The 12,867-nt window shown below is 64.2% G+C and carries 6 protein-coding genes; 2 read left to right on the forward strand and 4 right to left on the reverse strand.

Going from position 1 to position 12,867, the window contains the following annotated elements; all coding sequences use genetic code 11:
• The first annotated feature begins 34 nt into the window (after positions 1-34).
• Positions 35-3,055, forward strand: a complete 3,021-nt coding sequence (locus tag A0257_04635; GenBank protein AMR26459.1) for a hypothetical protein — start codon at positions 35-37, stop codon at positions 3,053-3,055.
• Between the two features lie 167 nt (positions 3,056-3,222).
• On the opposite strand, the gene A0257_04640 is transcribed toward A0257_04635, so the two are convergent.
• Together A0257_04640 and A0257_04645 are read right to left on the reverse strand one after the other, a co-directional pair.
• Positions 3,223-3,762, reverse strand: a complete 540-nt coding sequence (locus A0257_04640) for a hypothetical protein (GenBank protein ID AMR26460.1) — start codon at positions 3,760-3,762, stop codon at positions 3,223-3,225.
• A gap of 347 nt (positions 3,763-4,109) precedes the next feature.
• The gene (locus A0257_04645; protein ID AMR26461.1) at positions 4,110-5,069 is read right to left on the reverse strand and encodes a hypothetical protein; all 960 of its coding nucleotides are present in this window, start codon (positions 5,067-5,069) and stop codon (positions 4,110-4,112) included.
• Positions 5,070-5,311: 242 nt separating this feature from the next.
• Here A0257_04645 and A0257_04650 point away from each other — a divergent pair, with 242 nt between their 5' ends.
• Positions 5,312-7,426, forward strand: coding sequence for a hypothetical protein (locus A0257_04650; GenBank protein AMR26462.1), 2,115 nt, complete (start codon positions 5,312-5,314; stop codon positions 7,424-7,426).
• A gap of 62 nt (positions 7,427-7,488) precedes the next feature.
• On the opposite strand, the gene A0257_04655 is transcribed toward A0257_04650, so the two are convergent.
• Positions 7,489-9,930 carry a hypothetical protein gene (locus A0257_04655; protein ID AMR26463.1) on the reverse strand — a complete coding sequence of 814 codons (2,442 nt, stop codon included), beginning with the start codon at positions 9,928-9,930 and terminating at the stop codon, positions 7,489-7,491.
• A 316-nt stretch (positions 9,931-10,246) separates the two neighbouring features.
• Positions 10,247-12,790, reverse strand: coding sequence for a peptidase (locus A0257_04660; protein AMR26464.1), 2,544 nt, complete (start codon positions 12,788-12,790; stop codon positions 10,247-10,249).
• Positions 12,791-12,867 lie beyond the last annotated feature (77 nt).

The raw sequence follows: 12,867 nt of genomic DNA on the forward strand, positions 1-12,867 counted from the left end.
ATCTTTGTAGGAAGCCTCAAAAGTAATTCACCCGGTGGCTTTAGCTAACTTGCTCCTCTTCAACACGCTGTTTTCGGGTCTTTTTTGCCGCGGCCGCTCGGGCCTGGTGGCCGGGCTGGCGCTGTGGCTGCTGGCGGGCCTGGCGCCGGCCCTGGCCCAGACGACTACGCCTACCCCCACCAGCTCGCCGGGCATCGACCCCGGCAACACCCGGCGGCCCGGCTCGGTGCCGACCCAGCCGCTGCGTAACCTCAACTATGACCGCAACGCGCCCCAGAGCCCGCCGCCGCCCGGCGTGTCCAACCCCGGCCAGCCTTCCATGCCGGGCGTGTCGCGCCGGCCCGCGCCCAGCCTCACGCCCGACAGCACCGGCCTGCTCGCCGACACCAGCCGCCGCGTGCGCGACTCGCTGAACCTGGTGGTGCTGCGCCGCCGCAGCCAGGTCGAAACCAAGGTCAACTACTCCGCCAAAGACTCGATTCAGTTTGACGTGACGGAGAAGATTGCCAAGCTCTACACTAAATCGTCGGTGGACTATGGCAAGATGAGCCTCAAGGCGGCGCTCATCACCGTGAACTACGGCAACAGCACGGTGCAGGCCGTGGGCCGCCGCGACTCGGTGAAGCATAAAATGGCCGACCAGCCGTTGTTTAAGGACGCGGAGGGCACCTACTCGGCGGGCAGGATTAACTATAATTTCAAAACCAAGAAGGGCAAAATCGCGGAGGTCGTGACCCAGCAGGGCGAGGGCTACATTCACGCCGAAGTGGTGAAAAAGCTGCCCGACAACGACTTCTACGGCCTGAACGGCCGCTACACTACCTGCAACCTGGAGCATCCGCACTTCTACATTCAGGCGGGGCGCATGAAGGTGATACCGGGCCAGAAGGTAATAACCGGGCCGTTTCACATGGTCATTATGGACGTGCCGCTGCCCATCGGGCTGCCGTTTGGCTACTTCCCTACCCCCCACGCGGGGCGCGGGTCGGGCTTCATCATCCCCACGTTTGGGCAGGGCGCGCAGCGGGGCTACTCACTCACGAATGGCGGCTACTACTGGGCACCGAACGACTACATCGGCTTGCGCGTGACGGGCGACATCTACGCCGGCAACGCCGACCGCTTTGGCGGCTGGGGCTTATCAACGGAGCTGACGTATCGCAAGCGCTACAAGTACCAGGGCAGCTTCCGGTTTACGTACGCGCAGCAGCCGGTGTCGCCGCTGCTCAGCACCTCAACTATTACGAATACTGATTATCTCTACGCCAACTCTATTAATACCTTTTGGATAAGCTGGAGCCACTCGCCTACCCCCCTGCCGGGCGGCGGCGTGTTCTCGGCCAGCGTGCAGGCGGGCAGCAGCTCGTATAACAAGGTGAATACGCTGAACTCCCGCCAGCTGCTGTCGGCCGCGTTCAACTCGACGGTCAGCTACAGCAAAACCTCGCGGCGGCTGCCCATCAACTACTCCATTCAGCTGGCGCAGAGCCAGAACGTGCAGACGGGCGTGATGGCCTTCACGCTGCCTTCGGTGAACGTGGGCCTGGCGCGGCAGTACCCGTACCAGCTCTTCAAGAAGCAATCGACGGGCGCCTGGTACGAGCAGTTCGCGGTGAGCTACAACCTGGTGGCCCAGAACCAAATCAGCAGCCTGGTGCCGGCCCGCTCGCTCGCCGGCAACATTCCGCTGCTGGGCGGCAGCAGCACGGCCTACAACATTCCGGTTGGCTTTAAGAGCATCACCCAGCTGCTGCGCAATGCCCAAAACGGCATGCAACACCAGTTTCAGATTACGCTGCCCTCGGCGGCGGTGCTGAGCCGCCACGTGCAGATTACGCCCTCGGTGAACTACGGCGAAACCTGGTACTCGCAGCGGCTGGGCTACTCGTTTGTGCCGGCCCCGGTGAATGCCGTGCGGGTTGATACCACGTTTGGCTTTAGCCGGGCTTATTCGTATTCGGCCAACCTGTCGGCCACTACCAACTTTTATGGCCAGGTGACTTTCAAGGGCGACCACTACGTGAAGGCCATTCGCCACAAGGTGACGCCCAGCCTGAGCTACGCCTACTCGCCCGACCTGGCCACCAGGTCGCAGTACGCGGCCTTCACGGGTGGGCAAGCGGACTTCAACAACCTGCAGAGCGCCTACTCGACGCAGTTTCTGGACCCGCGCCAGTTCACGCGCTACCAGGGGGCGTATAACAACTCGGCCTCGTCGCGCGTGAGCCAGGTGTCGCTGAGCGTTCAGAACAGCATCGAAATGAAGGTGCGCAACAGCCGCGACACCACTGGCACCGACCCCTACCGCAAAGTGAGCCTGGCCGACGGCATCGACCTGAACGTGGGCTACAACTTCGCGGCCGACACGCTCAAGCTCTCAAACCTGAACCTGGGCTACCGCGTGCAGATTGCCAAAAAGCTGAATGTGGTGGTGAGCAGCTCGTTCTCGTTTTACCAGCGCGACTCAACCGGGCGTATTCTTAATCGGTACCTGCTTGACCTGGAAAAGAACCAGAATGGTGTTAGAAACTACCGCCTGGCCCGCCTGCTGGCGGCCAACCTGAGCCTGGGCTACCAGTTTAACCCCGCCGCGCGGCCCAAGAGCAAGGCCAATATCCCCAGGACCACGGCCCCCAGCAACGACCCGATACTAGGTTCGCCCCTGCAGCAGCAGATTTACGCCGACTACCTCGACTTCGACATTCCGTGGGAGGCCAATTTGCAGTACACGGCCAGCTACACCACGGCCAACGCGCCCATCCGGCCCATTTTGTACGGCTCATTGCCGCTGCTCTCGGGCAGCTCCGTCACGGCCAGCGGCTCGGTCAAGCTCACGCCCAACCTGCGCCTGAGCACCAGCCTCAACTACAATTTCACCCAGAACACGCTGGTGTACCCCACCGTCAACTTCACCCGCGACCTGCACTGCTGGCAGATTTCGGGCCTCTGGATACCCGTGGGGCCTTATCGGGGCTACAATTTCACCATCGCCGCCAAAAGCAGCCTGCTGCAGGATTTGAAGCTAAACCGGAACAAGACGATTTTGAACCGGTAGGCGGGTAGATAGGTAGCGTGACAAACAAGAACGTCATTCCGAGCTTGCCGAGGAATCTCGCGCGCATCGCTGGACGAGGCCGGACGATGCGAGCGAGATTCCTCGGCAAGCTCGGAATGACGTTCTTGCTTGTCTGTTATTCTGGTAATAAACGCTTCCCTACCCCCCTATCTCCCGCCGAACTCAAACACGTCTTCGCGCACGAACATGTCGCCTTCGGGGCGCAGGATGGCGATGTTGCTGATGGCCAGTTCTAGGTTAAAGGTCTGATTATTCAGGAATTGCAGCACCGGACCCAGCAGCTCGGGCGTGGTGTCGTGCAGGGCCAGTGACACGTGGGGCAGCCACAGGTCGGGGGCGCTGAACTTGTCGGTGCGCGAGCACAGCGGGCCGGCGATGTTGAATATCTGGTGGTGAAGCTCGTTGAGGGCATCGGAGCGCAGCACGGGGATGTAAATCACGGGGCTGTCGCCCGGAAACATGCCCAGCCCGGTGGTGTGCGCGATGAAGGAGGGGGTAGTGGCCGCGATGTCGCGCAGGGCGGCTTTGAGCGTTACCAGATTGGTGGGCTCCACAATCTGGTAGGTGAGGTGCGGCTCGGGCGTGGCCTGCACATCGGTCAGGCCGAATTCCGTTTCCAGGCTTTTGATGAGGGCATTGATGTGGTCGGAAGCCGGCGAGGGCAGCAGCGAAGTGATGGCGAGCATGAGGCGGAGGACGGGGCGAAAACGAGAGGCGCGGGCGCGGCCCTAAAGCTACGGAGCCGAGATTTTGCAGGGGGGTAGGCCGCACGGGAACTTGCACGCGGCCCACGTCCTACAGCTGTTTTAGGGTTGGTATGCAGAATTAAAAATTTAGGGTTTACGCAAATCACCAGTAGCGCTCTGCGCACCTCCGCGTTTTCCTCTGCGCACTTCTGCGGGAACCTAACGTTGAAAGCAATTTGCGTAAGTCCTAAAATTAAAAATGATAAATGATAAATTTGACCGTCGGGTTTTTAATTTATCATTTTTAATTCAAGCAGCGTACGCGGCCCCTACCCCCTCAAATATCCTTAAAACGACACTTTGATGAGGGCAAACTGCGACACGGGCGGCGTTTGCATGGCCTGCAGCGCGTCGAGGTGCGAGGCGAGCACGTAGCTGGTCACGCCGGCGCGCCGGGCCAGCGTGGTGGGATACACCGCGCCGGTGGCGAAACTGCCCAACGCGCTCACGCTGGCAAAATCGTCGGTCGTGACAACCCGGTACACCTTGCCCTGTGAGTTGCAGGAGGCCAGCAGGGTCGTGTTGTCGATAAGCTGCAAGCCGTCGTCATTGGTGAGGTCCACGCCGGTGAGGGTCACTTTGCTAAAGCTCGCGGGGTTGGCCAGCGGCACTTTGAGGAGGGCGCCCTCATCGGACTTGGCCACGAGCAGGTAGCCATTGGGATGGTACACGATGCCGTTGAGGCCAAACTTGCCGGCGGGCGCGGCCAGGGCGATATTTTCCAGAAAAACCGTGGCAACTCCTTGCGCATCAACCTTGTAGATAATGGGTGCATAGCTATCGGTGACGTAGGCATTGCCCTGGGCATCGACGGCAATATCATTGGCGAAGTGGGCGGCGTAGGCGGGGCGCAGGCCGCCGAGGTCCACGTAGCCGGTTTTGGTGCCGGTGCCGCGGTCGAAGCTGGCCAGGGCGGCGAGCTTGCCCTTGGTGGCGGCGGTAGTGCGGGCGGCGTTGTAGCCGGGGTCCGACACGGCCACGAGCAAGCGATTGCGGGCCGCATCGAGGTGGAGGCCGATGGTCGAAATCAGCAGCGGGTCGTCGGCGAAGCTGGCGTAGGTGCCATCGTCCGTTACCTGGCCGATGCGGCCGGCGGTTTGGGAGCTAACCAGAAAGTGCGCCTGCTGGTCGTCGTACTGGGTGCCTTCGGGGTAGAGGCCGGCCTGGGTGAAGGTGACGGCGGCCGGCAGCACGGGCACGTTGGGGCTGTCTTTGTCGCAGGCCGCGAGGGCCAGGCTGCCGCCCATCAGGCCGAGGCAAGCCAGGTGAGAGAGGGAGAATCTGCGCATCGGAAAAGGAAATTTTTGGATATACGAAAGGCTGAGGCTGGCTCCTGTACGGGCTGCCGGGGGGGCAGGGTTGGGTAATGGGCAACCCCTACCCCCCGCTTTTCCGTTTAACAGTACTTCATCTTGACACCTTGGCTGAATCTCCTACCCCCTCCCTTTCGCCCGCCACCCACCACTGGGGCCGCTGGGTACTGCTTGGTTTGGCACTGCTGGTGCTGGCCGCCTTAGGCTGGCTGAAATGGGGCCTCGACCCCTGGCTGCGCGGCAAGCTGGAACGAGCAGTGACCACCCAAACCCACGGCCAATACGCGCTGCACGTGGCCGGCTTGCGCACCAAGCTGCTGGCGCGCAGCCTGCACCTGCGGGGCATTCTACTCCGCCCCTCCACCGAGCAGCTGGCCGATACGCTGCCCCACCTCACGGTCCACCTGGCCCGCCTCGACCTGAGCGGCGTGGGCCTGCTGGCGCTGCTGCGCGGCCGCACCGTGCCCATCGACAGCCTCTCCCTCGACTCACTGCACCTCGACGTGGCGGCCCTGGCCCGGCGGCCCGCGCCGCACCCTACCCCCCCCTTTTACCAGCAACACCCGCTGCGGCTGGGCTACCTGGCCCTGCGCCACGCGGGCGGCAGCTTTGGGCCAGCCGAAACACCTACGGGCCAGCTGCGCGAGGCCACGGTGAGCGCCCGCGACCTGCTCCTTACCAGCGCCGGCGCGGCCGATACCCAGCGGCTGGCCTTCGCGGCGGGGTGGCGGGCGGTGCTGCGGCAGCCCGCGGGCAAGCTGGGTGGGCACACCATCTCGGCGCGGCTGGTTGATTTTTCCAGTGATAAGCAGTTTTTTGGGCTCGATTCGCTGCGCATTGCGCCGCCCGCGCCGGGGCAGGGCAAGCCGGGCGCGGCGCGCGTGTCGTTCGCGGTGCCCAGCCTGTGGGTGCGCGGGCTGCGGGCGGCGGCCTGGCAGCATTTGCACCGCCTGCGCGCCGACTCGGTGCGGCTCACTACCCCCCGCCTCACCTTCGAGCCGCCCGCGCAGGCCCCGCCGCCGGTCTGGAAGCTGCTGAAGCCGCTGTTTGACCAAGCCGATGTGCGGCAGCTGGCCATCGGCGACGGCTACCTGGCCGTGGGGGGCGTGGCTGAAAAGCCGGCGGTGCGGCACCTGTTTGGGGTGGCGCGCGGGCTGCGCATCGACTCGGCGGCGGCCCAGCCGGGCGCGAAACGCGTGCTCTACGCCCGCGGCTGGACGGGCCGCACCGGGCGCATTACGGCCACGTTTCAGCCGCCGGTGTACCTGGCCAGCATCGAGCACGCGCTGCTGAACACGGACGAAAAAACGCTGCGCCTCACGGGGCTGGCGCTGCGGCCCACGCTGTCGGCGGCGCAGCTCAACCGCCGCAGCGGCTACCAGACTACCCTGCTGCGCGTACTTATGCCGGAATTGCGGGCGGAGGGCTTCGATTTTTACCGGCTTTCCGACGACAGCCACCTCCAGATTGCGCGCGTGGTGGCCGAGCGGCCCTACCTCGCCACCCACAGCGACGGCCGCGGGCCCATCAATAAGAGCCCCTCTATCATTACCCCCGAGAATATGCGCAGCCTGCGCGCCCACCTTGACGTGCGCCAACTCGATGTGCGCGGCGGCACCATCGCGGCCGTGTACCGCGGCCCCCGCACGCCGCTGCCGGGCACGTTTACGCTTAACCGCCTGAATATTACGCTGCGCAACGTCAGCAACGACCCGCGCCGCATGAGCCTGGCCCACCCCCTCACCGGCGAGGCCACGGGCTACTTACAAAACCAGTCCCGCGCCGAAATTCACCTCACCACTTCGCTGCTCGACCCGCAGGGCCGCCAGCACCTGTGGGGCACGTTTGGGCCGGCACCGCTCAGCCTGCTCAACTCCATTACTACCCCTACCCGCCTCATTACTTTCAAAAGCGGCCAGGTCCAGCGCATCACTTTTGATGAGCGCCTCGACCGCCAGCGCGTCAGTGGGCCTATCCAGGCCACTTATACCGATTTGAAAATCAATTACCTGGGTTATAAAGATGGCCAGGTGAAGAAGACATTTCTCAACCGCGTCAAGAGCGGGCTGGTCAACGGCCTAGTCATTCGTGACCAGAATCCGCGGCCCGGCGGGCGCTTCGTGGTGGGCCAGATGGCTTCGCGGCGCGAGCTGCAGTTTTCGACCTTCACGGCGTGGCGGCAGGGGCTGCTGTGCGGGCTGCTGCAAAGCGTGGGCGTGCCCGACAAGCTGGCCCAGCAGTTCAGCCAGTCATCGGACCCCACGCCCCTACCCCCCCCCGACGCGCGCTAGCTCTTGAGTCTGAATATTTTGGGGAAATGGCTTTCCATCAGGCTGCACTGGCGCGCGCGGGCCTAATCGTCGTCGTCTTTGCGCTTAGGGGTAAGCTGCAAAAACGCGCCGCGCCGGGGCGCGGGCATGGTCGAATTTTCGCCCTTCACCGACTTCCAGACTACCTCGTTCAGGTCTAAATCGGGCACGGCATCTTCGTGGGCGAAGTCGAATTTGGCCGAGCGCTCGGCGCTGTGGTTCCAGGCGGTGTTGCGGGTGTCGAGCGGAATCTGGTTGGGCTTGGCTTCGTACTTCGCCAGGTTGGGCGTGGCCTGAAACACGCCGAACAGCGGCCGGGCGGCGGCATCGTACTGGCTCATGGGGGGTAGGCCGAGCAGCAGTTCCATCGTGCGCATCACGCCGGCCGTGGTGTAGAGCGTGTGGTCCACGAAATTGTGGCGCACGTGGGGGCCGATGACATAGGCCGGCGAGCGGTGGGCGTCGATGTGGTCGGAGCCGTTCTGGGCGTCGTCTTCGAGCACGAAAACCACCGACTCGCCCCAGATGCTGCTCTGGGCCAGGTGCTCCACGAGGCGGCCCAGGGCCAGGTCGTTGTCGGCCACGGCGGCCGTGGGCCGCACCTTACCCAGGCGCTGACCGCTGGTGTGGTCGTTGCTGAGGCGGATGGTGCTGAACTGCGGCACCGCGTTTTTAGCGAGCAAAGAGTCAAAATCCTGCGCCCAGACGCGCTCACGCTCCTGGTCCGTCACGTCCATATTGAAGCCCGGCGATTTCGGGCAGACGTGCCCGCGCAGCGACTTAAGGGGCGTTTTGCCATCTTCCGCAAACTCGCCGTAGGTGCGGTACGTGAGGCCCGCGCGCTGGCAGTAGTCCCAGATGAAGCCGTCGCGGGGGTAGGCGATTTTGCGGGTGCCCTCAAAGTCGTAGGTGCCGCCGCGCCCGCCGTAGCTGATGGGCCACGACTTCTCCACGTAGTCGGTGGCGTAGGCGGCGGTGCTCCAGTTGTGGCCGTCGGCGCTCACCTCGGCGTTCACGTAAAAATTATCGAGCAACACAAACTCGCGGGCCAGCGCGTGGTGGTTGGGCGTCACTTTCTGGCCAAAAATGCACAGCGCCGTGTCGCCCTCGCCCTCGCGCACATCGCCCATAATCTGGTCGTAGGTGCGGTTTTCCTTGATGATGTAGAAGACGTGCTTGATGGGCGACTTGTCGCCTACCCGGCGCGGCACGGGGTTGCCGGCCTCGCCCAGCGCCAGTTTTTCGCGGGCGGGCGTGAAGGGCGTATTGTCATACACCTGCCGGGTATAGGCCTTAAGGCGCGCCGCGTCGGGACTCGGAATAAAGAGCAGCGTGCCCTTAAACAGGCTGCCGATGTACTGCACCTCGCGCTGCTCAGCGCTGCCCAGCTGGTAGCCGCTGTCGTCTTTTTTGCGCAAGGGCTGCGGGCCGTTGGGATTGGCCAGGCTGGTGAGGCCTTTGCCGCTGGCCACCAGTATTTTACTGCCCTGCACGCGCACGCAGGTGGGGTACCAGCCCGTGGGGATAAAGCCCCGGCTGGCGCTGTGGCCGGGCTGGCGCACGTCGAACACGGCCAGGCAGTTGTTGTCGGCGTTGGCGATGTAGAGCGTCTTTTGGTCGGCCGACAGGGCCAGGCCGTTGGTGGTGGAGCCGGTGAGGCGCGTGGGGTAGAGCGAGGTGGAGATGGTTTCGAGCACCTTCCAGGCCTTCGCGTCGATGACTGACACGGAGTTGTCGTTGGCATTGGCCACGAACAGATAGCGGCCGTCGCGGCGCTGAATCACCTCGTTGGGGTGGCTGCCGGTGGGTAGGCCGGGGCGCAGGCGGCCGGTGGCGCGGTCGTAGGCCAGCAGCTTATCGCCGCCCCAGAGCGTGATATACACCACCTTGCCATCGGCCGACAACAGGCAGCCGTAGGCTTCGGCGCCCAGCTTCACCTTGCTCAGCGTGCGCTTGCTTTTGAGGTCCACGACGTAGAGCGCGCTGTCCTCCTTGGTCACGGTGTAGAGGCGCTGGCCGGCCGCGTCCACGGCCAGGCCGGTGGGGCTGATTTTGGCCTTGGGCCAGGGCCGGCCGAGGCGCAGCGTATCGGGCGCGCCGAGCTTGCGCCCGGCCGTGGGATAGGCCAGAATAATATTGTCGTTGCCGCCCGAGGCGTAGAGCCGCTCGCCCTTCGCATCGAAAGCCAGCCCGTACCACGCCTTGCCGATGGGCCGCTCGTCGAGCAGCTTTTCGGTGCCGGGGTCAATAAGCTGAATGCTCTGCTTGCCCTGCCCGTTGTTGGTGACGGCCAGCATGTTGCCGCCCGGCGCGAGCTGCATATTCAGCGGCAGGTCGCCGAGCGGCAGCGGCCGGCCGGCCGGCGTGAGGCTCCAGCCATTCGGCAGCAGGATTTTCGCCGCCTGCGGGTCGTTGGTAGGGCGTTGGGCGTGGGCCGTGCCGGTGAGCAGGGCCAGGGCCGCCACGGCGGAAAGCAAGCGTTTCATACGTATTCGGAGTAAAATCAGAACGCGGCAAAGGTCGGGCGGGCGCGCGGCTTTGGTGTTACGCGGAAGTTACGAAGCAGGAGACACCTTGCGGGTGCCTCCCATACCTCTCGCTAAAAGAGTGGAAGACGCTGAACTGCTGTTACGCCCTCCACGTCAACCTCACCCCCTAGCCCCCTCTCCTGCGGAGAGGGGGAACTAGCTCTAGCTCTAATTTCAACTTAACTATTTGATTTACAGTCTAAAAATAAACTAGAGCTAGTTCCCCCTCTCCGCAGGAGAGGGGGCTAGGGGGTGAGGTTAACGCGAGAACGACCTACCGCACCACGTCATCCCCCAAAAAACCCATTCCCGGCATCCCAATAGGCGCGCCGGGCGGCTGGTCCAGCGCCGGGGCGGGCGTGAATTTGTTGGGGTCGTCCTCGAACTTTCTGATTTGCGATAAGCCGAAGAGCAGGTTGGCTTTTTGGCGGGGCTCGGCGGTGGGTAAGCGGGTGGTCATCCACTGCTTGAGCTGGTCCAGTTCGAGCAGGCTTTCACCGCGCACGCTCTCCGAAAGGTCGGGGGTAGCGGCCAGCCGGAGCAGCGATTTCAGGGTGAGATTATTCACGACTACCTGAATTTCACCGGGGTAGCCGGCGGCCAGCGGCGTTTTCCAGGTTTGGGCTAACACCTTATCCACCACCGGCATAAAGCCCGGCTGCTGGGCGTCGCGGGCGTGGTACTCAATGAGGCGCGCTGCCCGCTCGGCGTTCAGCAGGGCCGCCAGGGTAGGCGCGGCGGCGGCCTCGGCGGCGGCTAGCGGGTCGAAGGAGATGCCGGTGTGGCTGTCGAAATCCTCCATCGTGCTGGCGTAGCCGGCGGGGTGAGGCGGGAGTTGGGTGAGCAGCTTTTCGGGCAGCGCCAGGGCGGCGGGGGTGATGGTGGCCAGCAGCGCATTCAGGGCGCGCCACTGGTCGGCGGGGGGCACCAGGCGGGTCGGCACCTGGCCGTCATCCTTCACGGCGGGCGTGAAGTAGAGGCCGCCCAGGGTTTTGGCGGTGGCGGCCACCTGGTAGCGGTGCAGCAGGTATATCGGCACCAGCACTTCCTCCAGGGTGGCGAGGGGCGCGCCGGGCGGCACGGCATTAGCCGAGAACGTGTCGAGCACGTGCCGCCGCACGGCCATCAGCTGCGTAAGCTGGGCCACGGGGTCGGCGCCATCGTCCCACTGGCTCGACAGCGGGTGTAGCGCGATGGTGGGGTCGTAGGCAAACAGGTGGCCCTGCGCCAGCGTTTCGCGCATAATGGCCGCCAAGCCAGCCGCTTCGCTAGTGCCCTTCGGGAAGTCCTGGTAGCCCCACAAAATGGCCCGCTTGTCCCAGCTGCCGATGCCGGCGGCGTAGGCCTGCGACACATCCACGGTGCCATCGGGCTTCAGCGTGATGCGCGGGAAGGGGTAGTCCATCACGGAGGTGCGGCCGCGGACGCTAGCAGCGAAGTTGTGGTAAAGCCCCAGCGTGTGGCCGATTTCGTGGGCCGAAAGCTGCCGGATGCGGGCCAGCGCCATTTCCTCCATCGCCTTGGGCACCGGCTGGCCCGGTTTGTAGGGCTGAAGCAGGCCCTCGGCCAGCAGGTAGTCCTGGCGGTGGCGGTCCGAGCCCAGCGTCACTACCCCCTTAATAATCTCGCCAGTGCGCGGGTCGATGTACGACGAGCCGTAGGAAAACGCCCGTGGGTTGCCAGCGCGGGCCACCCAGTTTACCACGTTGTAGCGAATGTCCATCGGGTCAGCCCCCTCCGGCAGCTCCTTTACCACAAACGCATTGCGGTAGCCAGCCGCCTCAAACGCCTGGTTCCACCAGCCGCCGCCCTCGATGAGGGCCCGTTTGATGTCGGGCGGCGCGCCCCGGTCCACGTAGTACACAATGGGCTCGACGGGGTCGCTGATTTTGGCACCGGGGTTTTTCTTGGCCAAGCGGTGCCGCCGGATGGAGCGTTGCGTCAGCGACTCGGTCATGGGGGCCGAAAAATCAAGGTAGGTGAAGGGATTGAAGCCGGCGCGCGGGTCAAAAGGCCGCATTTCGAAGCCGGGCAGGGGCAGCTCCACCAGCGACTGATGCATCCGCACGGTCACGGCATTGGGGTCGGGCGCGAGGCCGGCGCTGCCCTGGCCAAAGTCGAGCCCCCCCGCACCAGGCCCGCCCACGAAGGTGATAAGCGCCTCAAACTCGGTGTTTTTTGGAAAATTCCTGGTGCCATTCGGGTCCACCAGCGAGCGGGTTTCGTCGAAGCGGTAGGGGGTAGGCGGCGGCCCGCCCGCCCCGCTGCGCAGCCCCGCGAAGCTGCGCCGACCCAGCTGGTCGGTCAGCTTCTGGCTGTCGCGCACCAGAAAGGGCGTGAGGTCGAGCAGCACCTTATTGCCTTCCACGGCCACCGGCACGAAGCCCCAGATGACGGACTTGGCAAAGGCGCTTTCCACCGCGCGCTGCTCGTCGGGGTTTTTGCCGGTGGCGCGGTAGCTTAGGTTGGGCTCCAGCAGCAGCACCTTTGGCCCCATTTTCACAAACCGAACCAGGCTGGCGGCCGCCGCGCCGCGCTCCGGCCCGCCCAGCCCTACCCCATCGGTGAGGGAGCTGAAGTAGAGAAAGTCCTGGTCAAAGCGCTCGACCTCCAGGTATATTTTGCCCGTCTTCTCGTCGTAATAAAACGGAAAATAGCCGTCGAATTTCTTCAGCCCCTGCGTAATAGCGCTGAGCGAGGTGGCCACCGGCCTGACTTCGGCGCGGGGGGTAGGGGCCGCGCCGGGCGCGGTGGTTTGGGCGGCGGCCAGCTGGCTGGCCGCCAGCAGCGCCACCAACGCAAGGGAGAGGTGCTTCATGCGGAGAGTATCAGGGTTTAGCTGCCGCAGTATAGCACCTAAATCAGATTCTGTCTGCTTTTTCGAAGAAGTCCTGG

Source organism: Hymenobacter psoromatis (assembly GCA_001596155.1).
GTDB lineage: Bacteria > Bacteroidota > Bacteroidia > Cytophagales > Hymenobacteraceae > Hymenobacter.

What these genes read in the sequence shown, in the direction of transcription:
- A0257_04640 (AMR26460.1), bottom strand. Translation starts at nt 3,762, where the DNA reads ATGCTCGCCATCACTTCGCTGCTGCCCTCGCCGGCTTCCGACCACATC.
- A0257_04645 (AMR26461.1), bottom strand. Translation starts at nt 5,069, where the DNA reads ATGGGCGGCAGCCTGGCCCTCGCGGCCTGCGACAAAGACAGCCCCAAC.
- A0257_04655 (AMR26463.1), bottom strand. Translation starts at nt 9,930, where the DNA reads ATGAAACGCTTGCTTTCCGCCGTGGCGGCCCTGGCCCTGCTCACCGGC.
- A0257_04660 (AMR26464.1), bottom strand. Translation starts at nt 12,790, where the DNA reads ATGAAGCACCTCTCCCTTGCGTTGGTGGCGCTGCTGGCGGCCAGCCAG.